Consider the following 22,450-nt stretch of genomic DNA (forward strand, 5'->3'; position numbering starts at 1 on the left):
CCACCGTCTCCACCGCCACCCGCGCCACCGGGTCCTGCTCCAGGATCGCGTCCAGGATCGTGTCCGAGATCCGGTCACACACCTTGTCCGGATGCCCCTCGGTCACCGACTCGGACGTGAACTGACGCAAGACGGAAGAAGTCACCGCTCGATCGTAGTGGCCCGGCCGTGACGTGCCGGGAACCGGTCGCGCCCCGCGGGACCGTCGGGCGACCAGGCGGTCCACGCCAGCTGCGCGAGTAGGACGCAGGCCACCGCGGCGGTCACCCCACCCAGGACGGCCAGCTGCTCGGGCGAGGCGGGACTCCAGGCCGCCCACCGGGCGAAGGCCTGGCCGGCGGACTCCCCCGCGGCCTGGTAGTACCCCTCGAAGGCGACGGACATGCCCCACAGCGATGCGACCACCCCGCCGGCGGCGAGCACGGGCAGGAGCACCACCGCGCGCCGCTCGGAGCGCCGGAGCAGGAACCAGAGGCCTCCCGCGGCCAGCACGGTGATCCCGAGGATGGCGAGATAGAAGTACCGGCCCTGGAGTCCGCTGAACGCGCCGGTCTCGACGTAGAAGCGCCACTGCCGCAGGACGATCGAGCCGACGATGATCCCGGCGAAGGACGCGAGGAGCAGCATCTCGCGGAAGATCCCCCGCGACGCCGCGAGCCCGAGCACGACGAGGACCAGCAGGACGACGGAGGCTCCGACGACGTAGGGCAGCGCGATGGGCATCTCCCCCCAGGAGAACAGGCCCCAGAACGACCGGGAGAAGGCGTTCAGGGCGCGCTCGACGTAGGCGGACAGCGTCGTCACGGCCGACGGGTTCGGGGCGGCGACCGTCTGCCCGGCGGGCTGCAGCGTCCCGTGCACCAGGAGGTTTCTCAGCCACCACCACCCGCCCACCGCGAAGGCGACCGCCATGGCGAGCGCTGCGGCGAGGAGGCGTCGTCGCCACGGTGCGCGGCGGGCGAGGAGGAACCCGGCGAGGACGACGGGGATGCCCGCCATCATGAACCCCTTGGTGAGCAGGCCTGCCCCGAGGAAGAGCCCGGCGAGCACCGCGGTCCGGGGACGCACGTCCCCCTGCAGCGCCTTCAGCGTCCAGAACAGGGTGAGCGAGCCGGTCAGGGTCAGCAGGGCGTCGTTGGTGACGGCGCCGTTGATGTGCCAGAACTGCGGGATGAACAGGGGCAGGCACGCCGCGCCGAGTCCCGTCGCGGGCGAGCGGAGCAGGCGCCGCGTCGCCTCGGCGATCAGCGGGACGGTGGGCACGGTCATGGCCGCACCGACGAGCCGCATCACCAGGAGCTGGACGTCCCACCGGGCCTCGTCGAGCCCGACGAGCCTCAGCACGCCCGCGACGACGGCGTAGTAGAGGGGAGGGTGCTGGGTCATCTGGTCGTACCGCGTCTCGCCGGGGGCCGGGAGCGCGTTGTCCTCGTCGATCACCGTCCGTGCCTCGTCGGGTGTCGGCACGACGTCCGTGAACGCCGGCCCGGGCGGACGGGTGCTCCCGGGAAGCCACGTGGAGAACGCCCCCTCGGACAGGGTGGTCTCCGGCCCGGCCCCGAAGAGCGCCTCTCCGGGCGCGGGCCAGCCGCCGCCGTGCATCACCCGCACGACGCTGTTGGCGTGCTGCGGCTCGTCGGGGGCGCGGAGCGCCTGCGTGAGGAGTGCCCAGCCGACCAGCAGGAGTGCGCTGAGGAGCGTGATGAGCGTGAGCGAGACGACGTAGGTTCTCCGGGAGATCGAGTCGAACACTCTTCTGCAGCCACCTAGTCGTGTCGAAAGTTGACGTCCGGGCACGCGACACTCACGGCCAGCCAGGAGATCGCGCGCAGGACCGGGCCTGCCCGGAGATCGTCAGGCTACCGGCACCCGCGGACGGTCCCGGTCCGCCGGTCCGACCGTGGCTCTTCCCGTGGGACCTTCGGTTTCGCGCCCGCGTCGCGCGCGCGGGTACCGTGCTCTCATGCAGATTTCGGTGATCGGTTGCGGGTATCTGGGTGCGGTGCACGCGGCGTGCATGGCGGAGCTGGGCCACGACGTGGTCGGGATCGACGTCGACGCCGCCAAGGTCGCCTCCCTGTCCCGGGGGGTGGCGCCGTTCCACGAGCCCGGGTTCGACGAGCTCCTGGCCCGCAACGTCGAGTCGGGCCGGCTGCGTTTCTCCACCGACTTCGCCGATCTGGCCCACGCCCAGGTCCACTTCATCGGCGTCGGCACCCCCCAGGTCCAGGGCGGGTACGCCGCGGACCTGACGTACGTGAACTCCGCGGTCGCCTCCCTGCTCCCGCACCTGAACCACCACGTCGACGGCCCCACCCTGGTGGTGGGCAAGTCCACCGTGCCCGTGGGCACCGCCGCGACCATCGCCGAGACGATCGCCCCCACCGGCGCCCTGCTGGTGTGGAACCCCGAGTTCCTGCGCGAGGGCTTCGCCGTCCAGGACACCATCTCCCCCGACCGCATCGTCTACGGCCTCCCCAAGGACCCCGAGAGCGCCGGCACCGCCCAGGGCGTCCTGGACGACGTCTACAAGCAGCTCATCGCCGCCGAGATCCCCCGCCTGACCACCGACTACGCCACCGCCGAGCTGGTCAAGGTCGCCGCCAACTCCTTCCTGGCCACCAAGATCTCCTTCATCAACGCCATGGCCGAGCTGTGCGAGGCCACCGGCGCCGACGTCACCCAGCTCGCCGAGGCCATCGGCCACGACGACCGCATCGGGAAGAAGTTCCTGCGCGCCGGCATCGGCTTCGGCGGCGGCTGCCTGCCCAAGGACATCCGCGCCTTCATGGCCCGCGCCGGCGAGCTCGGCGTGGACCAGGCCCTGACCTTCCTGCGCGAGGTCGACTCCATCAACGACCGGCGCCGCGACCACGTCGTCAACACCGCCCGCGACGGCCTCGGCGGCACCTTCGAGGGCAAGAAGGTCGCCGTCCTGGGAGCCGCGTTCAAGCCCGACAGCGACGACATGCGCAACTCCCCCGCCCTGGACATCGCCGCCCGCATCTCCGGCGAGGGCGCCACCGTGGTCATCACCGACCCCGCCGCCGGCCCCAAGCTCCGCGCCGCCCGCCCCACCACCCACGTCGCCGACGACGCCTACACCGCCGCCGCCGGCGCCGACGTCGTCCTCCTCCTGACCGAGTGGAAGCAGTTCAAGGAGCTCGACCCCACCCGCCTCAAGGACGCCGTGAACAACCCCTGGATCATCGACGGGCGCAACGCCCTCGACCCCACCACCTGGCGCGACGCCGGCTGGACCTACACCGGCATCGGCCGCCCCTGACCCTCGACGGGCCCACCCCTACACTGGACCGTTCCGAACCGACCCGGCCGAGGAGGCCCTGACGTGCGCGTGCTCATCACCGGTGGTGCCGGTTTCATCGGCGCCAACTTCGTCCACCAGACCGTCGAGGACTACCCCGACGCCCAGGTGACGGTCCTGGACAAGCTGACCTATGCCGGCAACCCGGCCTCGCTGGCGGACGTGGCGGACCGCGTCACCCTCGTCGAGGGAGACATCGCCGACGCCGACGTGGTGGACCCGCTCGTGCGCGACTCCGACGTGGTCGTGCACTTCGCCGCGGAGTCGCACAACGACAACTCCCTGAACGACCCGTCACCGTTCGTCACCACGAACCTGATCGGGACCTTCACCCTGCTGGAGGCGGTCCGCCGGCACGGCGTGCGCTACCACCACATCTCCACCGACGAGGTGTACGGCGACCTCGAGCTGGACGACCCGGCCAAGTTCACCGAGCAGACCCCGTACAACCCGTCCTCCCCGTACTCCTCCACCAAGGCCGGCTCCGACCTGCTGGTGCGGGCCTGGGTGCGCTCGTTCGGCGTCGAGGCCACTATCTCGAACTGCTCGAACAACTACGGGCCGTACCAGCACATCGAGAAGTTCATCCCCCGCCAGATCACCAACCTGATCGACGGCGTGCGGCCCAAGCTCTACGGCGCCGGCCAGAACGTGCGCGACTGGATCCACGTGCGCGACCACAACACCGCGGTGTGGCGCATCATCGAGCAGGGCCGGATCGGCGAGACCTACCTCATCGGCGCCGACGGGGAGAAGAACAACAAGGAGGTCGTCGAGCTCATCCTCGAGCTCATGGGTCACGACCCGCATGACTACGAGCACGTGGCCGACCGCCCCGGGCACGACCTGCGCTACGCCATCGACAACACGCGCCTGCGCGAGGAGCTCGGGTGGGAGCCGCAGTTCAAGGACTTCCGCTCCGGCCTGGAGGACACCATCGCCTGGTACCGCGACAACGAGGGCTGGTGGCGCCCGCAGAAGGCGGCCGTCGAGGCGAAGTACGCCGCCCAGGGCCAGTAGGTCCCGCACGGCGAGTAGGTCCCGCACGCAAGCACGCGGCCCGGTCGAGACCTCGTCTCGACCGGGCCGTCGTCATCGGGTGCGCACGTCGCCGTCGACGGCCCAGTCCCAGGCCCCGGTCCGGCTCACGAGAGTGACCAGGAAGCCGGCGAAGGCGACGGACCCGGCGAACCACACGAGCATCGGCGAGACGGGGCCGCCCCACCACCACTCCGGCAGGGCGTTGAGGTTGAACCCGGTGACGTCGTCGCCGGTCACGTACCGCCGGATGTTGTTGTGCATGGCGAAGGAGTTCGCCAGGGCCAGCGTGAGGACGACCAGCGCGACCTGCCCCCGGGAGAGCCGGCGCCCCGGCGCGGAGCGCCAGAGGGCGACGACGGCGAACAGGGCGATGAGGGGCAGGAGGTAACGCGGCTGGACGGATCCGCCCACCGGCGCGTTGCTGCGAAACAGCAGGACCATGGGCAGCAGCCACAGCAGGCCGAGGATCCCGGCGAGCACCAGGCCGTCCCGGCGGCTCACGTGCGGCAGCGCGGCGAACATGACCGCGCCGAAGACGACGAGGCCGCCCACCCCGACGAACGCGGGCATCTCGGTGTCGAGCCACCCCAGGTCCCAGGAACCGAACACGCCGGCCCAGATGCTCGGGATGTTCATGCCGTTGTCCCACAGGAGCTTGCCGAGGCCGAGCTTCCCGGGCGTCTCCGTCGTGGGGTCCTCCATCGCGGCGCTGATGGTGTTGCCGGAGTTCAGCGCCCGGGACTGCCGGGAGCCGAGGAAGAACGCGGCGGCCATGAGCAGCACGAGCGCCGGGGCGGCGAGGTCGCGCCACCGCAGCCGCCCGGGCCGCCACCACCGGTCCGGCGCCGGCCGCCACCAGTGGAGGAAGGTCGCCGCGACCGCGGCGACGACGACGTAGGCGGCGGAGTCAGCCCGTGACCCGGTGCCCATGAACGCGGCCACGAGGGTGACCGCGCCGAGCGCATAGCGCCGTCGCCCCTCGGTCTCGAAGAACCCGGACAGGCCGGCGAAGACGGCGAGCGCGGCGAAGATGGCCCAGCCGCTCGGGTTGATCGACGCGACCAGGAAGGCGCCCAGCGGGATGATCGTGACGGCGACGGCCAGCGCGAGGGCGTTGCGCCGGCGGTGCGGCAGGAGCGCGTAGAGGGCGGTCAGCACCCCGACCACGAGGAGGACGTTGAGGGCGCGCATCGCGATGACCGACGCCTCGACGTTCTCGCCGACCAGCCAGCTGTTGCCCCAGTAGAAGCCCGCGGGGTAGATGCTGGTGAAGTTGCCGCGCCCGGTCGAGACGAGCTCCTCGACTGGGGCGTCCATCCGCTCCTCGTAGCACTCGGCGCTGAGCGAGGGCTCGAGGGCGTAGCAGATGCCGCCGGCGACGGGGGCGGGCACCGCCTGCTGCACCTCGGTGGCGCCCGGCTCGCAGACCCCCTCGCGCTCGCCCCTCCCGCACCAGATGCTCGCCAGGTGGAAGTCCTCGTCCGGGCTCGAGCCGACCGGCGAGGCGACGCTCCAGGACAGGAGCGTGAGCAGGAGAAGGACGGGTGCCAGGAGGATGGACCAGCGACGTGCGGGGATCAGCAGAGGTTTCCAGCGAGGCACGCCCCTCACCCTATCCCGGGGCGCGTCAGCCCCTGCGGATCTCCACCCAGGCGCGCACCCGCAGCCCCAGAGAGATCAGCCACCTCAGCGGCGCGAGGTACCACGCGCTGTAGCGGCGGCGCAGGTACGTCTCCGCGCTGCTGTGGTGCGCCCGGATCATCGGCGCGGGACGGTGCCGCCAGCTGGCGCCCTGGTCGTGGACCACCGTCGCGGCGGGCACGTACACGTTGAGCCAGCCGGCCCGGCCGAGCCGGTCGCCGAGGTCGACGTCCTCGAAGAACATGAAGTACCGCTCGTCGAAGCCGCCGAGCGGCGCCAGCGCCTCGCGGCGCAGCAGCAGGCACGCCCCGGAGAGCCATCCCACCGCGTGCTCGGTGAGCAGCATCTCCTCCTGGCCCTGGCGGTACGCCCGCGTCCACGGGTTGCCGGGCCAGAGCTTGACGAACACGGCGTGCCCGGCGCCCTGGGTCAGCGAGGGGACCGCCCGCGCCGAGGGGTAGACGGTGCCGTCGGTGTTGAGGATCGTCGGCCCGAGCGAGCCCGCCCGCGGGTTCCGCTCGCCGGCCGCGAGCAGCTCGTCGAGGGACCCGGGGTGCCAGACGATGTCCGGGTTGGCGACGACGACCCAGGGCTCCGTGCCGCGGCGCGCCCCGAGGTTGGCGGCGGCCCCGTAGCCCAGGTTCCTCCCCGGGCGGACCACCTCCGCGCCGTGGCGCGCGGCGACGTCGTCGACCACGGCGGTCTCCGAGCCGTTGTCGACGATCACCAGGGTCACCGGCGACGACGACGCGGAGCGGAGGGACTCGGCGAAGTGCTCGAGCTCCTCCCCCGGGTTGAACGCGACCGTGACGACGCGGACCTGGGCGTCCGTCACGGGCGGGTGACCGGTCGCCGGGTCACGCGCCGCCGCCGATGACCAGGCGGGGGGTGCCGTTCCAGGCCGCGGCGTCGGTGACGCGGCGGCCGTCGAAGAGCAGCCTCAGGCCGGGCAGGTCGGCCGGGGTCAGGCCGGCGTACTCGGGGTGGTCGGCCTGGACGATCGCCAGGTCCGCGCTCTCGCCCAGGTGGTACGGCTCCCAGCCGAAGGCGGCGAGCTCGTCGTCGGTGTACATCGGGTCGTGCACCGCCACGGCCGCCCCGCGCTCGCGCAGCGCGTCGACGGTGGCGAAGACCCCGGAGAACGCCGTCTCCTTGACCCTGCCCCGGTAGGAGGCGCCCAGCACCACGGCCCTGAGGCCGGACAGGTCCCCCAGGACCTCCGCGGCCCGGGCGACCACGTGCGCGGGCATCGCCGCGTTGGACTGCCGGGCGGTGCGCACGATGGAGGCGTCGGGGTCGGTGGACAGGTACAGGCGCGGGTAGACCGGGATGCAGTGCCCGCCCACCGCGATGCCCGGGCGGTGAATGTGGGAGTACGGCTGGGAGTTGCAGGCCTCGATGACCTTGTACACGTCGATCCCGGCCTTGTCCGCGAACAGCGCGAACTGGTTCGCCAGGCCGATGTTGACGTCGCGGTAGGTGGTCTCGGCGAGCTTGGCCATCTCCGCCGCCTCGGCGGTGCCCATGTCCCACACCCCGTTCGGACGGGCCAGGTCGGGGCGCTCGTCGAAGGAGAGCACCGCCTCGTAGAACTCCACCGCCCGCCTCGTGCCCTCCTCGGACAGCCCGCCCACCAGCTTGGGGTAGCGGCGCAGGTCGGCGAACACCCGCCCCGTCAGCACCCGCTCGGGGGAGAACACCAGGTGGAAATTCTCCCCCTCGACCAGGCCGGAGATCTCCTCGATCAGCGGCTTCCACCGGCCCCGGGTGGTCCCCACCGGCAGGGTCGTCTCGTAGGAGATCAGCGTCCCGGGCGTGAGGTGCTCGGCCAGCGACCGGGTCGCGGCGTCCATCCACCCAAAGTCCGGCGCCCACGTCTCGTCGTTGACGAACAGCGGCACCACCAGCACCACCGCGTCCGCGCCCGGGATCGCCTCGGCGTACTCCGTCGTCGCCCGCAGGCGCCCGGCCGGCACCAGCTCGGCCAGCTTCTCCTGCAGGTGCGCCTCCCCCGGGAACGGCTCGGTCCCGGCGTTGACGAGGTCCACCACCTTCTGCTGCACATCGACGCCGACCACCTCGTGGCCGGCGTCGGCGAACTGCACGGCGAGCGGAAGACCGATCTTGCCCAGGGCAACCACAGCGATACGCATGTCACTCCTCGTTCCGGCGCGCGCGTGCCGCCACGCCAGGTGTCACGATATCGACCCGGGAGCGGCCGCCGTGCAGCCGAGGTCCCGGACGGGCACCTGAGCGCCGCACGGCGTGACCGGGGTCATCGGGCCGGGCGCCTCATCGGGTCAGCACGGACGCCGCCATGAGCCGCAGCGGCGCCTCGCGGGCGAGCGTTCGCGCCGGGTTGCGGGTGAGCACCGTGCGAGGGCGGCCGTGGCGGCGGCGCGTGTGCGCGGCGGCGATCATCTGCTCGGCGGTGGCCCGGCGCAGCCGGATGGCGTCGAGGAGGTCGCGGTCGGCGAGGGAGAGGACCTCCTCGAAGCCGGGGGCCGCGTCGAGAAGTGCCCGCGCCACGACGGCGAGGGCGGCCCGCTCGGCGTCGGTCCACCAGTGCGGGTCGGGCCGGTTGTGCACGGCGCCGAAGAGGTGGATGCGTGTCAGTTTGGTCACGATCGCGCGCCGGGAATCCGCGGAGTACCCGCGGAACCAGTCCTGCTCGAGCAGGTGGCGCAGGAACGCCAGCTCCTGGTCGATGGGGCGCGGCACGTAGGTGACGCGGTCCGTGGCGTCCTCGCCGATCACGTACGCCGGCCCGTGGCGGTCGACCGCCACGCGGGTCTCGAACCACAGGCGGGTGACGTACGGCACGTCCCCGCCCACGACCATCCCTTCGACCAGGTCCGCGCCGAGGCGGGCGCGCGCCGCCCGGGACACCAGCCCCAGCGGGGCGCTGCGGTAGCTCAGCCGGTCCCGGACGGGGTCGGCCACGCCCCGCAGCCAGGGGCGCGCGGGCGGGGTGTGGACCGCGCGGCCGGGACGGCCGAGGGCGAGCCGGGTGACGACGGTCTCCGCGCCGGTGCGGCGGGCGAGGCCGAGCCAGGACGCGACGGCGCCCGGCTGGAGCCGGTCGTCGGAGCCCATGATCGAGACGAACTCGCCCTCGGCTGCGGCCATGCCCGCGTTGAACGGGCCCGACGCCGAGCGCCGAGGGTCGTGGTGCTCGAGGTAGCGCACGCGGTCGCGGTGCTCAGGTGCGATGACCTCGGCGATCTCCTCGGCGGCCACGTTGTGGCACACGACGGTGGTCCGGGTGTGCTCGGCGTTGCCGTCGAGCACCGAGGCGACGGCGCGCCCGACGGGACGGGAGGGCGTGTGGACGGCGATGACGACGTCGACGGGGGCGCTCACCGCCCAACCTGCCCGGCAAGGGCGTAGGCGTCGTCGTACCCGGCGGCCACGGCGGCCACCGAGAACCGCTGCCCGACGGTGTCGCTGATCTCCTGCGCTCCGAGCCCGGCGGTGGCGCGGTCGACCCGGAGGACGGCGTCGGCGTAGGCGCCGGCGTCCTGGACGCCCACCAGCTCGCCGACCTCCGGGCGGATGTACTCGCCCTGGCCGCCGGTGGCGCCGACGACCACGGGCCGCCCGGCGACCAGCGCCTCGGCGGCGGAGACGAAGAAGTTGTCGCCGCGGGTGGGGCCGAGGAACAGGTCCGCCCGGGCGAGCTCCTGGAGGACGCCGGCGGTGGGGAGCGACCCGGTGAGCCGGACCCGGTTGGTCAGCCCGAGCTCGGCGACGCGCGCCGTCACGGCGTCGCGGAGCTCGCCCTCACCCACCAGGGCGAGCTCGGCGGGCACGCCGCGCCGCTCGAGCTCGGCCACCGTCTCCACGGCGAGCAGGGGGTCCTTGCGGTCGATGAGCCCGCCGACGTCGACGAGGCGGAGCCGCCCGCCGCGGGCCGGCCGCGCCGGCACGGGCTCGGGGACCGGCACGATGCAGGGGACGACGACGGTCGGCCGGTCCCCCCGGACGTCCCGCAGCGGGGTGGCGAGGAACTCGCACACCGCGGTGGCGACGTCGGGTCGGGCGAGCAGCCGGCGCAGCACCGGCAGCACAGCCCGCCAGCTCCGCGGCAGGTTCTCGGGCGAGGTGAGCCCGGACCAGTGCTCGGTGTGCACCCACGGCACGCGCGGGCGGCGCAGCGAGAGGGGCAGCAGCGAGGAGAACGCCATGGAGTGGACCACGTCCGCGCCGTCGAGGAGCGGCGCGAGGGCGCGGGCCGCGGCGGCGATCTGGTCGGGGCGGGTGGTGCTCATCGGGACGCGGACCACGCGGATCCCCTCGTGGACCGTGCGCCGGGTGCCGTCGTCCTGGTGCGGCGGGACGAGGTGGACCACGTCGACGTCGTGGCCGCGGGAGGCGATCGCGTGCACGTCCCGGACGACGAAGGCGCCGCTGCTGGGGGCGACAGCGGTGGGGAACCAGGTCGTCACAGCAAGAATGCGCACACGGTCGAAACTACCAGCGCCCGTAGACTCCCCCGCGTGAAGGTTCTCTCCGTCGTCGGCGCCCGTCCTCAGTTCGTCAAGCTCGCGCCGATCGCGCACGAGGCTGCGCGGCGCGGGGTGGAGCACACGATCGTGCACACCGGGCAGCACTACGACCCGATGCTCTCCGACGTGTTCTTCGAGGACCTGAAGATCCCGGCACCGGCCGTCCACCTCGGCGTGGGATCGGGCTCCCACGGCCGCCAGACCGGCCAGATGCTCGCGGCCCTGGACGACGTGCTCGAGACCCACGTGCCCGACTGGGTCCTCGTCTACGGCGACACCAACTCCACCCTCGCCGCCACGCTGGCCGCGGTGAAGCAGCACGTGCCGGTCGCGCACCTCGAGGCGGGCCTTCGCTCGTTCAACCGTCGCATGCCGGAGGAGCACAACCGGGTCCTCACCGACCACGCGGCGGACCTGCTGCTCGCCCCCACGCAGGGCGCGATGGACCACCTCGCCGCGGAGGGGCTGGCGGCGCGATCGGTGCTCGTCGGCGACGTCATGACGGACGTGCTCCTCCGGGTGCGCGACCTCGTGGCGGGCACGGTCCCGCCGCTGCTGGCCGAGCAGTCGCTCGAGCCCGGCGGCTACTACCTGGCGACGATCCACCGGGCCGAGAGCACCGACGACCCCGCCCGCCTGGCGGCCATCGTCGAGTCGCTGGCCCGGCTCGACGCCCCGACCGTCCTGCTCGCCCACCCCCGGCTGGTGGCGCGGGCCCGCGACGCCGGGATCCCGCTCGAGCAGGGGGCGCTCCGGCCGCACGCGCCGCTCCCCTACCCCCAGCTCGTGGCGGCGGCGACGCACGCCCGCGGCGTGGTGACCGACTCGGGCGGCCTCCAGAAGGAGGCGTTCCTGCTGCGCACGCCGTGCACCACCGTGCGCACCGAGACCGAGTGGGTCGAGACGGTCGAGCTCGGGTGGAACGCCCTGACCGAGCCCGGGCCCGAACTCGTCGCGGCCGCGCAGCGCCCACGTCCCGCGGACACCGACGCCGCGCCGTACGGCGACGGCGCCTCGGCGGCGCGGGCGCTCGACGCGCTGGCGGCCGCTCAGTAGGACGTGGTCCGCACCTGCGTCCACACCCGGTCCGAGACCACGCCGGGGCCGCCGGCGATCAGCACCGCCTCCGGCCGCGCGCGGCGCAGGTAGCCGTGGGTGCCCGGGTCGAGCGGGTCCGTGCGGGTCAGGACGATCGGCGCGCGTTCCCTGCCGGCCGCCGGGGCCGCGACCAGGGCGTCGGCGAACGTCATCCCGTTGGCCAGGTAGGCGCCCGCGGGCGAGCCGAACCAGCGGTCCGCGACGAGCACGGCGGTCTCGAACCGGTCGTCGCCGGTGAGGCTGGCGCGCGGGCGGACGCCGGCCGCGGCGGCGGCCCTCTGCGCGGGCCCGCCGACGGTGTACACGGCGGAGGGGCGGATCTTCGCCATCTGCTGGGACGTCACGGCGGGCATGGTCGTCCCCCGCGTGAGCAGGACGACGCCGCCGGTCAGCGTGGCGGGCGGGGCGGCGCTGAGACCGTCGGGGAAGTCCAGGCCGGTCACGAGGAAGACCGGCTGGCCGTTGTGGCCGTCGACGGCGGCCACCCGGGTGGCGACCGCGGCCGCCGTCGCGTAGCGGTCGGCCCCGCCCAGCCGGGACACGCCCAGGCCGCGCGAGCGCAGCGCGGCCTCCACGTCGGAGGAGATCACGCCCGTCCCGCCCACGAGGACGACCCTGCGGGCGCCGAGGCGGGCGATCTCGTCCGCGGTCTGGCTCGGGAGCGCGGGCGTCGTCGTGTAGAGGATCGGCGCGTCCAGGCGGCTGGCGAGCGGGGCCGCCGCGAGGGTGTCGGCGAAGTCGTCGTAGCGCACGAGGACCACGGTGTCCGCGGTGCCGAACCGCGTCCGCGACATCTGCGCGGCGGTCTCGAACCGGTTGGCGCCGCCGATCCGCTCGGGGCGGGGGCCGGCGTCGAGCCGGGCGCGCCACAGCACGGGTGAGCCGTCGGCGGTCGGGGCGACGGCGACGAACCCGTTCGCGTCGTCCGGGTCGAGCGCCACCCACCGCACGGCGTCGTCCATCAGGCGCACGGTCCTCAGGCCCTGCAGCGTGACGTGGAACTCGTGCAGACGCCCGTCCACCCGCCCGACCGTGCGGTCCCCCACGGTGGTCAGCTGGTCGACGATGTTGCCGATGTCCGTCCGCCACAGCACCGCGCCCGAGCCGGCGTCCAGCAGCGCGACGGTGCCGAGGTTGGTGCTGGCCAGCACGTACGGCGTCACGCCGACCCGCACCTCGGTGACCGACCCGATCATGGGGGCGGTGTCGATCGAGCGCTTCCACCGCACGGCGCCCGACGGGTTCCACCGGGCCACGTAGGCCGGCCCGGCGCCCGGGGCGGTGCCCTCGGCCTCGCCGTAGGTCTCCGTCCCGACGACGACGTCGCCGCCGAGGTCCTCCATCGCGGTCACGGTGTGGTCGCCGAAGGGCCGCTCGTAGCTCGTGAGCGCGCCGGTGGCGGGGTCGACCATCGTCAGGTCGCCGCCGTAGCGGCCGTAGGCCGGCCGGGTCGAGACGAGCAGGCGGGAGCTGCTCTCGTGCCAGATCATCGCGCGGGGCCGCATCTGCTCCCCCGGGATCTTCGCGACGAGGGCGTTCCCGGTGCCGTCCTGCGTCAGGCGGTGGATCTCGGCGCCGGGGTACGTCGCGGTGTAGAGGTCGCCGCCGCGGGCGACGGTGGCCTTCGGCTCGCCCGAGGCGGGCACGACCTTGTCCATGGCGCCGTCCGCCGAGTGCTGGTGGAAGCGCCAGTGCCCGCCGACCACGATGTCCGTACCGAGGTGGTCCACGCCCTGCGGCGAGCCCTCGGGCCCGGTCGGGGCGCCGTGCTGGGTCAGGGCGGTGACCTCCACGCTCTCCCCCGCCCGCCACAGGTCCGCGGTCCCGGACATCCCGTAGACCCCGTCCGGCGTGGGGAGGAGCTGCCGGGTCTCCGAGCCCGGCATAGGGGTCGCCACGTGGATCGGGCCGGCGGGCGCCGGCTCCGCGCCCGCGGGTGCCGCCGCGCTCTCCGGCGCGGTCGGCGCGAGGTCGATCCGGTGCAGCGCCCCGGTGGGCCGGACGGTGTAGTAGAGGGCGCCGTCGTCCACCGCCAGGGCGTCGACGGTCCGGGCGGCGGTGTCGGCCAGCACGCGGAAGCCGGCGGCGTCGACGGCGAACACCTGGCCGCCGGGCTCGGTGCCGCCGTAGAGGTTCGTCCCGTCCGTCGTCAGCGCGTAGACCATCGACTCTTCGTCGAGCCCGGGTGCCTGGACCCGGGTCGCGGCGCCGTCCTCCCAGCGCCAGAGGGCGGCCGGGGTGCCGAGGCCGGCGTAGACCGCGTCGCCGACGACGGCGACCGAGCGGACGTACCGGGCCTCCGGCCAGCGTGCGAGCGTGGTCACGCTGCCGGTGGCCGGGTCGTAGGAGAGCAGCCGGGCACCGTCGGGGTTGTACGTGCCGACGGCCACCGTGCCGTCCGGGCGCAGCGCCATGCCCATCACGGTCTCCTCCGCGGCGAGGCGGACCACGCGGCCGAAGGTCCCGCCGGCGGGCGAGTACGTCACCAGCGCGGCCGGGGAGTAGGTGCCGACGAGCAGGTCGTCGGCGAGCGGGTCGTCACCGAGGGCGAGGATCGACCAGGACCCCGCGCCGATCGGCAGGTCGCGCACCGTGACGACGTCGCGGGTCCTCTCGTCCCAGCGGTAGAGCGCGGCGGGGACCTTCGACCGCGTGACCGCCCAGGCTCCGCCGTCGTCCAGGGCGGCGCCGGTGATCGCGCCGGACTCGGCGGCGAGGCCGAGGTTCCACGCCGTGCCGAGGCCGCCGGTGAGCGGCTCCGACGGCGGCGGGGTCACCGGGAGGCCGGGCGCGGTCTCGGCGACGTCGTCCTGCTCGACCGGGCCGCCCACCGGGTCGTCCTCCGGGGCCGGCGCGCCCAGGGCGGCGGGCGCGGGGGTGCCGACCAGCAGGAGTCCGGCGAGCACCGCGGCGAGGAGGGTCGGCAGGAGGTGGCGGGAGAATACGACGCGGGCAGGACGAATCACCCGGTCATGGTCGCACCCGCCGCCCGGACGGTGAAGTCTTTCGGACGGGTGATGCCCGGCACCCCGCCGCGGCCCGATGGGCCTCAGCCCGCGCGGGGGGCCGGGATCTCCTCGAGCGCGCGCGTCCAGCCCTGGACCTGCTCCTCGGCGGAGAAGCGCGCGGCGACGGCGTGGCTGGCCCGCTTCCAGGCGGCCACCTCGGCCGGGTCGAGCCGGTCGAGGGCGCGGACGAGGTCCTCGGTCGCGAAGCCGTCGGTCACGGCGCCGAGCCCGTGCTCCCGCACCAGGCCGGCCATCTCCGGCGAGGGCCCGACGAGGATGCCGAGGCGGGCCTGGACGAAGTCGAAGAACTTGTTCGGCAGCGTCCACCGGTAGTTGAAGGTCAGCGGCGGCAGCACGAAGACGCCGAGGTCGTAGGCGGACAGGGTCTGCGCGAGCCGGTCGTGCGGCACGGGGTCGTGGACGGTGACGCGGGCGCTGCCGGCGGTGCGCTCCTTGAGCTCCGCCAGGTAGGCCGGGTCGTTCGGCATGAGGTAGAGGTCGAGCGTGACGTCCGCCGTCGTCCGCTCGACGGCGTCGGTCATGACCTCGAGCTGGCGGTTGCGCCGGGCGAGGCCGCTGTGCACCAGCCGCACCGGGTCGCCCACGGGGCCCGGCTCGGCGTCGCGGAACGGCGCGGCGTTGACCACCACGCGGGCGTCGATGCCGAACTCGCGCCGGTACTCCGCCGCGAGGCCGGCGCCCACCGTGCTCACCGAGGCGGCCCGCGTCACGAAGTTCCGCACGAGCCACCGGTAGTACGGGGCTACGAACCACCGCCAGCGCCAGGACTCCTCGTTCTGGCGGGTCGCGTACTCGTGCAGGTCGGCGTGCACCCCGCGGCGGGGCCGGAGCGTCAGGGCGAGCGGCACGGTGTCCGCGTCGTCGGCCAGCACGAGGTCGAAGTGGTCCTTGGGCAGTCGCCCCTCCAGGTGGGCCACGACGGCGTTGGTCCGGTAGACCGCGGCGTAGCGGCGCTGGAGCAGCAGGGAGCGGTCCTTGTGCCAGTGGACGAGCTCGTCGGGGATGCGCACGTGGCCGGCGACGCCCTCCGGGGCCTCCCCGTACCCGCAGGTCGTCAGCTCGTAGTCGTCGCGGAACAGGCGCACCTGCCGCAGCACGCGGGCGTCGGAGCGGATGTCCGAGAAGGAGAGGATCAGCAGACGCGGCCGGGCGGCGCTCACGCGACGGGCTCCAGGATCCGGGCGACGGCGCGGCCCCACTTCTCGACCTCGGCCTCGGCGGAGAGCGCGTGGGCGTGGGTGTGCGACGCACGCTTGAGCTCCGCCACCCGTGCGGGGGTGAGGTCCTTGAGCGCCGTGACGAGGTCCTCGACGGCGAACCCGGGCGTGACCACCCCGTTGCGGGCCGTCTCCACCAGGTCGACCATCTCCGGGGACGGGCCGACGACGATCCCGAGGCGTGCCTGGGCGAAGTCGTACACCTTGTTCGGCAGGGCGTGGGCGTAGCTGAAGCTGACGGGCGGCAGGACGAACACGCCGAGGTCGTAGTCGTTGAGCGTCGTGATCAGCTCACGGTAGGGCACCGGGTCGTGGACGACGACGTTGCCCAGCTCCGCGGCCCGGGAGCGCAGCTCGGCCAGGTAGTCCGGGTGGTTCGGCGTGAGGTAGAGGTCGAGGGTGAACCGTCCGGCGAGGGGCGCCATGGCCTCGACCATGAGGTGGATGTTCCGGCTGCGCAGGCAGGCGCCGGAGTGCACCAGGCGCACCGGGTCCGCCACCGGGGTGGGCTCGAGCTCGGCGTACGGGGCGGCGTTGGTGACCACCTGGACCGGCACGCCGAACTCGCGCTCGTACTCGCGGGCGAGACCGCCGCTGACCGTGCTGACGGACGCGGCGCGGGGCAGGTACCGGCGGCAGAGCCACGACATGTACGGCCCGATGCGCCGGCGCCACTTCTCGTTCTCCTCGTGCAGCCGCGGGAAGTACTCGTGCAGGTCGGCGTGCACGCCCAGGCGGGGGCGCAGCGACAGCGCCAGGGGCAGCGCGTCGAGGTCGTTGGCCAGCACGACGTCCGCCTCGGTCCCCCGCAGGAGCTCGCGGGCCGCGCTCACGGCCGCCTGGCGCCAGTACACGGCCCGGTAGGCGCGGGCGGTGATCAGCCGGCCGTCGAGCTTGTTGGGCACCCCGGCGGGAAGCTCCAGGTGGCGCTCCACGCCGTCCGGCGCAGGGCCGTAGCCGCACGTGGTCACGTCGTAGTGCTCGACGAAGTACGTCACCTGCTTGAGGACCCGGGCGTCCGTGCTGATGGGTGAGAACGACAGGATCAGCATCCGGGGGCGGGGCATGGCGTCATCATGCCATCGGCGCCGGTGCGCCGGCCGCAGGTACCCTCGGCCCATGACCGACCCCGGGCCCAGGGTGCTGCACGTCAACGACTGCGCCCGCGTGGCGCACAACCTCGTGACCGCCGCCCACGCCCGGGGCTACGGCTGGCGCCACCTGCCGCCCTCGGCGGTCCGTCCGCCCGGCGCCACCCCGACCGGGGCGGGCCGCGTGCGCTGGCTGCCGTACGTGCTGCGGCGCCGCGCGGAGCTCACGCGCGCCCAGGTGGCGCACGTGCACTACGCGACCTCCGTGCCGCTCGTCACGGCGGCGTCGATGCCGCGGCGCCCGTACTTCCTCCACCTGCACGGCACTGACATCCGCGAGCAGTGGGCCGCCCCGGCCACCCGGGACCTCGTGCGGCGGGCGGTCGACGGCGCGGTGGGCGTCTACTACACCAACCTCGACACCGCCGAGAACGCCCGGGCGGCACGGCCGGACGCCGAGTTCATGCCGGCGTTCGTCGACGCCGCCCGCCTCCCGGAGTGGCGGCCGGGCTCGGGCCCCGACCCGACGGTGGTCTTCGCCTCCCGCTGGGGCCCGGAGAAGGGTGCGGCGCGCATGCTCGAGGTCGTCGAGGCCCTGCGGAGCGCCGTTCCCGCCGCCCGGCTGGTCGGGCTCGACTGGGGTCCGATGGCCGCCGAGGCCCGCGCGGCCGGCGTCGAGCTGGTGGGGCCGCTCCCCCACCGCGGCTACCTCGACCTGCTCGCCGGCGCCGACCTCGTGGTGGGCCAGGCGACGGGGCTGCTCGGGGTGAGCGAGCTGGAGGCGATGGCGATCGGCGCGCCGCTGGCGATGCCCGGCGTGCCGTGGCGCTACCCCGACGGTGCACTGCCGCCGGTGATCGCCGGCGCGCCCGGTGAGGTGGCCGAGCAGGCCCGGGAGGCCCTCGCGGACCCCGCGGCCGCCGCCGCACGGCTCGGGGCGCGGGGGTGGGCTCGCGAGAACTTTGTGGCGGACCGCTACGTCGAGGAGCTCGAGCGTCGCTACGCAGCGGCGGTCTGACCGCGGAGCGGGTGGGTCGCGGCCGTCAGCGCCGCAGCCGCAGCCCGACGTAGTGTCGCAGCACCGACTCCCGCTCCAGGTTGCCGGCGATCTCCCGGGTCAGCGCCTGGTCCCGCCGGCCGGCCACCGCACGGCGGGCGGAGGCGGCGGCGAGGGCCTCCTCCGTCGTCGGGGCGAGCATGACGTCGAGAAGGTCGCGGTCGGCGCGGGCCTGGGGCCGCAGCACGCCGGGTGCGGCGCCGACCCACCCACGGGTGAGCTCGCCCAGCCAGGCCGCCTCGCCGTCGTGCCACATCTCCGCACGGGGGCGGCGCCGGGCGGCCCCCAGCAGGTGGATGCGCACGGCCTTGATCGCGACCGCGCGGCGCCAGCCAGGGTCGAGCGCGGCGAACCAGTCCTGCCGGAGCAGGTGGTCCCACGCCTGGAGCTCCTGGGTCACCGGGCGCACGGCCGTGGTCACCCGCGTGACGGCGTCGGCCCCGACGACGTACCGGGGCGCCCGGGCGGCGAGGTCGACGCGCAGGGGCAGGGACCACAGCCGGACGGTGAACGCGACGTCGCCGCCGGAGCGCATGCCCGGGGTCAGGTGCAGGTTGTGGTGCTCGAGGACCTCCCGGCGCATCAGGCCGAGCGGCGCGGTGCGGTAGGCCAGGCGGTCCTTGACCCGGTCGAGGCGGCGCTGCCGGCCGGGGCGCACCCGTGGGGTGGGGATCCGCTCGCCGCTCTGGTGACGCATCGGGGCGAGCACGACGTCGGCGGAGGCGGCGTCCGCGGCGTCGGCCCAGGCGCGCAGCGCACCGGGCTCGACGTAGTCGTCCGAGCCCATGATCGCCACGTACCGGGCCGTCGCGGCCTCGAGCCCGGCGTTGAAGGGCCCGGACGGGCTGCCCAGGCCGTCGCGCACCTCCAGCAGCCGCACGCGGTCCCGCACCTCGTCCGGCAGGCGCGCCGCGACGTCGGCCGCGGCCAGCTCGTGGCAGGCGATCGTGACGCGCACGCCGTCGGCGTCCCCCGCGAGGGCGGAGCTCGCGGCGCGGCCGACCGGCCGGCTCAGGTCGTGCAGGGCGATGACGAGATCGACGTCGGGCTCGCTCACGACAGCCCCGCCAGCCGGGCCTGGAGGGCGAACTCGGGCTCGGCGGCCACCAGCTCGTCGAAGGTGCCCCGGTTGACGATCGTGGCGTCGCGCATGAAGCACACCTGGTCGCTGTGCCGGATCGTCGAGAGGCGGTGCGCCACCGAGATCACGGTGACGTCGCCGTGCAGGCCGCGGATCGCCGTCGTCACGGCCTCCTCCGTGGCGGTGTCCAGGGCGCTCGTGGCCTCGTCCATGACGAGCACGAGCGGGTCGACGTACAGCGCCCGCGCGATGCCGAGCCGCTGGCGCTGGCCGCCGGAGAGGGCGATGCCGCGCTCGCCGATGCGGGCGTGGATGCCGCCCTGCCGGCCCGCGACGACGTCGAGGAGCTGGGCCCGCTCGAGCGCGGTCCGCACGCGCTCCTCGTCGATCTCCTCGCCCCACGTGAGCGCGACGTTCTGGGCGACGGAGGCGTCGAAGAGCGAGACGTCCTGGGGCACGTACCCGACCCGCGTGCGCCAGGCGCCGAGGACGGAGACGAGCGGGACGCCGTCGAGCTCGATCGTGCCGCTGGAGGGCACGAGGAGACCGAGGAGGATGTCGACGAGGGTGGACTTCCCGGCGCCCGAGGAGCCGACGAAGGCCAGCGAGCTGCCGAGCGGCACGTCGAGGTCGATGCCGCGCACGGCGGGCTCGGCGGCGCCGGGGTAGGTGAAGGTGACGTCGCGGAGCGTGAGCCGGCGCGGGTGCCCGACGATGGGGTCCTTGCCGACGTGCTCCGCCGAGGCGGTGTAGCGCTCCGCGGCGTCGATGTCCCGGATGACGGCCTCGACGTGGGGGATGTTGGAGGACGTCTGCGTCATGATGTTCTGGAACGTCGTGACGGACGGGATCATCCGGAAGCCGGCGACGCCGAAGAGGGCGACCGCGCCCAGGGCCGCCTCCATGCCGCCGCCGGCGTAGGCGACGCCGCCGACGAGGACGAACCCGCCGATGAGGGCGGCCTCGACGACGTACTTGGGCACGGCGTTGAGGAACCGGATGTTGCTCCGGGCCCGGGTGGAGCGCTCGCGGGCGTCGTGGACGACCGTGGCGACCTCGCCGAGCTTGTTGCGCAGGGTGATCTCCTTCAGCGCCGAGACCATCTCGGTCATCAGCGTGGCCACGCGGAAGGAGTACCGCAGGTTCACCTTGCCGGCCGTGACGGCCTGGCGGGAGATGCCGAAGTACAGGAGGGCCGCGACGAGTCCGAGGTAGGCGAGGGTGACGGCCGCGGTGACGGGCTGGGCGACCACGAGCACGACGAGCACGGCGAGGAACGTCGCCGCCTGGGCGGGCAGCTGGGCGGCGGGCAGCAGCACGCCGGAGATGGTGTTGGCGATGCCGACGTCGGCGAGGCGGACGAGCTCGGCGGAGTTGCGCCGCAGCCGCTCGGTCCAGGGGGCGCCGATGTAGGCCTCGAAGAGGCGGTCGCCGATGACGAGCTCGTAGCTGGCGAAGCGCCGGGTCGCCACCCACTGCAGGGTGAGCGCGAAGACACCCTTGAGCACGATGAGACCGCAGACGACCAGCAGCACGGGCACGTAGGCCTCGTCGCCGAGCTCGCCCAGGACGGGCAGCGTCAGCGGCCGCTGCTGGATCATCGGGGCGAGGGTCAGGGCGATGAGGCCCAGCGCGGCGATGTCGAGGAGGGCGAGCGCCGAGGTCGCCACCGTGTAGACGGTGAGGAACCGCCGCGCGCCCGCGGGCAGCAGCGGCATCAGCTGGCGCAGGGTGGCGAGCAGCCGCTTCACGAGGCCTCCTCCCCCAGCACGACGGCGTCGAAGTGAGGCCGGACCGCCGACCAGTCGCGGTGGTCGAGGACCCAGTCCTGCGCGGCGCGCGCCGCGTCACCGGTGTGCGGCACGTCCCCCGCGGCGGCGATGCGTGCGGCGGCCTCGGCCGGGGTGGCGACGACCCAGTCCGCCGGGTACAGCGCCTCGGGGCCGCCCCAGCCGGCGAGGTCCGGCCAGTCGCGGACCACGGGCAGGGCGCCGCTCGCCACGCCCTGGAGCAGGGAGACGTGGGCGGACTCCTGCAGGCTGGTGCTGAGGATCACCCCGACCTCGCGCAGGGCCCCGGGGACGTCGTCGGTGAAGCCGCGGACCTCGACGGCGCCGCCCGAGGCGTCGATCCGCTGCCGGACGCGCCGGAAGTAGTCCACGGCCTCGGGCCACGGCTCCGACGGTTCGTCGGAGCCGATGAGCAGCAGGCGCCACTGCTCGTCCTGCGCGCGCAGCAGGTCCAGCACGTCCAGCGCCCAGGCCGGGTCCTTGACCATGCGGTCCCACCCGATCAGCGCGCACGTGCGAGCGGCGCGCGGCGTCTTCTCCTGCCGGCAGGCGGCGAGGTCGGCCCGGTTGGGGACCACCGCGACGCGGGTGCGGTCCAGGCCCGGGGCCGTGCGCCGCACGACGTCGCGGAACGCCGGGGAGATGAAGATCGCGTCGTCGACGCCCGCCCAGTCGGTGAGCAGGGGCAGCGGCGTCAGCGCCTCGTAGCGGTGGACGCGGGCCACGACCCGGGCGTCGACGCCGTCGAGCAGGGAGACCCACGCCAGGGCGCGGTGGCCCCACTCCACGAGGATCGTGTCGGCCCAGGCGATCGGCTCCCGGACGCTCTCGGGCACGGGGAGCCGTTCGCCTGTCATGCCACGCCTCAGGCGGGCGCGGGTCAGCGCCCGGACGTCGAGCTGCCCGCCGAGGCCGCGGACCTCGTCCAGGTCCAGGGTGCGCACCTCGAGCCCTTCCGTGCGCCGGTGGTCGGCGACGATGTCGCGGACGAAGGTGAAGTTCCCCGCGGCGACGACGAGCAGCCGGCGGGTCCGCGCGCGTGGCCGGCGCGGCCGGGGTGCGGGGCTCGACGCGAGCCGCGCGAACGCGTGCGAGCGCCAGAACGGCGCCATGAACCCGTCCGGGTCGGCCAGCAGCGGCGAGCGCCGCGCACCGAAGTGACGGGAGGGGTGGAACGCCAGGGAGAGCGCCTCGAAGAGCCGCAGGGCGGCCCGGTCCAGCTCGCCGGAGCTGAGGGCGTCGTCGGCGAGGGCGAGCGTGCCGGCGGTGCGCTCGTCCAGGTCCGCCGGCTCACGCCCGGCGGCGAGCTCGGCGAGCGCCCGGGCGGCGCCGAGCTCCGCGCGCGTCCCGGGAGCGCGCTCGGCACGCTCGGCCGTGGCGAGGACGGCAGCCGCCTCGCCCGGCCACCCGCGGCCGCTGAGAAGGTGGCCCGTCCAGCGGGCCCGTGCCGCCGCGGATCCGGCGCGGGCGGGCAGTCGCAGGCTCGTCCGCACCGCCGTCGTGATGAGCCGACGGCCCACGGGGTTGCCGACGACGGCATCGAGGGTCTTTCCGGTCAGGCTCATCGCCGCC

The 22,450-nt window shown here is 74.4% G+C and carries 17 protein-coding genes; 4 read left to right on the plus strand and 13 right to left on the minus strand.

Annotated elements, in window-relative coordinates; translation table 11 throughout:
* Positions 1-145: S-adenosylmethionine synthetase N-terminal domain-containing protein (locus tag ABD774_RS18235; protein WP_345044510.1), on the minus strand; the 145-nt coding region annotated here is incomplete at its 3' end.
* Positions 142-1,752, minus strand: a complete 1,611-nt coding sequence (locus ABD774_RS18240) for a DUF2142 domain-containing protein (RefSeq protein WP_345044384.1) — start codon at positions 1,750-1,752, stop codon at positions 142-144. The genes ABD774_RS18235 and ABD774_RS18240, both read right to left, overlap by 4 nt.
* A 211-nt stretch (positions 1,753-1,963) precedes the next feature.
* Between ABD774_RS18240 and ABD774_RS18245 the strand changes: the two genes are divergently transcribed.
* Together ABD774_RS18245 and rfbB are read left to right on the plus strand one after the other, a co-directional pair.
* Positions 1,964-3,286, plus strand: coding sequence for a UDP-glucose dehydrogenase family protein (locus ABD774_RS18245; protein ID WP_345044387.1), 1,323 nt, complete (start codon positions 1,964-1,966; stop codon positions 3,284-3,286).
* Positions 3,287-3,349: 63 nt separating this feature from the next.
* Positions 3,350-4,345: a dTDP-glucose 4,6-dehydratase gene (gene rfbB, locus ABD774_RS18250; RefSeq protein ID WP_345044389.1), complete on the plus strand. Its 996-nt coding sequence runs from the start codon at positions 3,350-3,352 to the stop codon at positions 4,343-4,345.
* Between the two features lie 72 nt (positions 4,346-4,417).
* On the opposite strand, the gene ABD774_RS18255 is transcribed toward rfbB, so the two are convergent.
* The 5 genes from ABD774_RS18255 to ABD774_RS18275 all read right to left on the minus strand — a co-directional run bounded on the left by ABD774_RS18255 (position 4,418) and on the right by ABD774_RS18275 (position 10,470).
* Positions 4,418-5,968, minus strand: a complete 1,551-nt coding sequence (locus ABD774_RS18255) for a DUF2142 domain-containing protein (RefSeq protein ID WP_345044392.1) — start codon at positions 5,966-5,968, stop codon at positions 4,418-4,420.
* Between the two features lie 25 nt (positions 5,969-5,993).
* The gene (locus ABD774_RS18260; protein WP_345044395.1) at positions 5,994-6,842 is read right to left on the minus strand and encodes a glycosyltransferase family 2 protein; all 849 of its coding nucleotides are present in this window, start codon (positions 6,840-6,842) and stop codon (positions 5,994-5,996) included.
* A gap of 22 nt (positions 6,843-6,864) precedes the next feature.
* Entirely contained in the window at positions 6,865-8,160 is a 1,296-nt protein-coding gene (locus tag ABD774_RS18265; RefSeq protein WP_345044397.1) for a nucleotide sugar dehydrogenase, read from the minus strand.
* Positions 8,161-8,299: 139 nt separating this feature from the next.
* Positions 8,300-9,370: a glycosyltransferase gene (locus tag ABD774_RS18270; RefSeq protein WP_345044400.1), complete on the minus strand. Its 1,071-nt coding sequence runs from the start codon at positions 9,368-9,370 to the stop codon at positions 8,300-8,302.
* Positions 9,367-10,470: a glycosyltransferase gene (locus ABD774_RS18275; RefSeq protein ID WP_345044402.1), complete on the minus strand. Its 1,104-nt coding sequence runs from the start codon at positions 10,468-10,470 to the stop codon at positions 9,367-9,369. The genes ABD774_RS18270 and ABD774_RS18275 overlap by 4 nt, the downstream gene beginning before the upstream one ends.
* A gap of 36 nt (positions 10,471-10,506) precedes the next feature.
* On the opposite strand from ABD774_RS18275, the gene wecB reads away from it, so the two are divergent.
* Entirely contained in the window at positions 10,507-11,571 is a 1,065-nt protein-coding gene (gene wecB / locus ABD774_RS18280; protein WP_345044404.1) for a non-hydrolyzing UDP-N-acetylglucosamine 2-epimerase, read from the plus strand.
* Here the strand turns inward: wecB and ABD774_RS18285 are convergent.
* From ABD774_RS18285 to ABD774_RS18295, 3 genes are all read right to left on the minus strand, one after another.
* A complete protein-coding gene (locus ABD774_RS18285) occupies positions 11,565-14,579 on the minus strand; it encodes a cell wall-binding repeat-containing protein (RefSeq protein ID WP_345044406.1) in 3,015 nt (1,004 codons plus the stop codon). The genes wecB and ABD774_RS18285 overlap by 7 nt on opposite strands.
* An 83-nt stretch (positions 14,580-14,662) precedes the next feature.
* A complete protein-coding gene (locus ABD774_RS18290; RefSeq protein WP_345044408.1) occupies positions 14,663-15,802 on the minus strand; it encodes a glycosyltransferase family protein in 1,140 nt (379 codons plus the stop codon).
* On the minus strand, positions 15,799-16,926 hold the full coding sequence (locus ABD774_RS18295; protein ID WP_345044410.1) for a glycosyltransferase: 1,128 nt from the start codon (positions 16,924-16,926) through the stop codon (positions 15,799-15,801). The genes ABD774_RS18290 and ABD774_RS18295 overlap by 4 nt, the downstream gene beginning before the upstream one ends.
* Positions 16,927-16,978: 52 nt before the next feature.
* Between ABD774_RS18295 and ABD774_RS18300 the strand changes: the two genes are divergently transcribed.
* Positions 16,979-17,968, plus strand: a complete 990-nt coding sequence (locus ABD774_RS18300; protein ID WP_345044413.1) for a glycosyltransferase family protein — start codon at positions 16,979-16,981, stop codon at positions 17,966-17,968.
* Positions 17,969-17,993: 25 nt separating this feature from the next.
* Here the strand turns inward: ABD774_RS18300 and ABD774_RS18305 are convergent, their stop codons facing one another.
* The 3 genes from ABD774_RS18305 to ABD774_RS18315 are packed head-to-tail and all read right to left on the minus strand — an operon-like array spanning position 17,994 to position 22,443.
* Complete coding sequence (locus ABD774_RS18305; protein ID WP_345044415.1) at positions 17,994-19,064, minus strand: glycosyltransferase; 1,071 nt, start codon at positions 19,062-19,064, stop codon at positions 17,994-17,996.
* Positions 19,061-20,839: an ABC transporter ATP-binding protein gene (locus ABD774_RS18310; protein WP_345044418.1), complete on the minus strand. Its 1,779-nt coding sequence runs from the start codon at positions 20,837-20,839 to the stop codon at positions 19,061-19,063. The genes ABD774_RS18305 and ABD774_RS18310 overlap by 4 nt, the downstream gene beginning before the upstream one ends.
* Entirely contained in the window at positions 20,836-22,443 is a 1,608-nt protein-coding gene (locus tag ABD774_RS18315; RefSeq protein ID WP_345044420.1) for a glycosyltransferase, read from the minus strand. The genes ABD774_RS18310 and ABD774_RS18315 overlap by 4 nt, the downstream gene beginning before the upstream one ends.
* Positions 22,444-22,450 lie beyond the last annotated feature (7 nt).

Source organism: Georgenia daeguensis, assembly GCF_039537705.1.
Lineage (GTDB): Bacteria > Actinomycetota > Actinomycetes > Actinomycetales > Actinomycetaceae > Georgenia > Georgenia daeguensis.

Excerpts from the sequence above, each read along its gene's own strand:
- ABD774_RS18300 (WP_345044413.1), top strand. The coding sequence starts at position 16,979 with ATGACCGACCCCGGGCCCAGGGTGCTGCACGTCAACGACTGCGCCCGC.
- ABD774_RS18295 (WP_345044410.1), bottom strand. The coding sequence starts at position 16,926 with ATGCCCCGCCCCCGGATGCTGATCCTGTCGTTCTCACCCATCAGCACG.
- ABD774_RS18265 (WP_345044397.1), bottom strand. The coding sequence starts at position 8,160 with ATGCGTATCGCTGTGGTTGCCCTGGGCAAGATCGGTCTTCCGCTCGCC.
- ABD774_RS18245 (WP_345044387.1), top strand. The coding sequence starts at position 1,964 with ATGCAGATTTCGGTGATCGGTTGCGGGTATCTGGGTGCGGTGCACGCG.
- ABD774_RS18315 (WP_345044420.1), bottom strand. The coding sequence starts at position 22,443 with ATGAGCCTGACCGGAAAGACCCTCGATGCCGTCGTCGGCAACCCCGTG.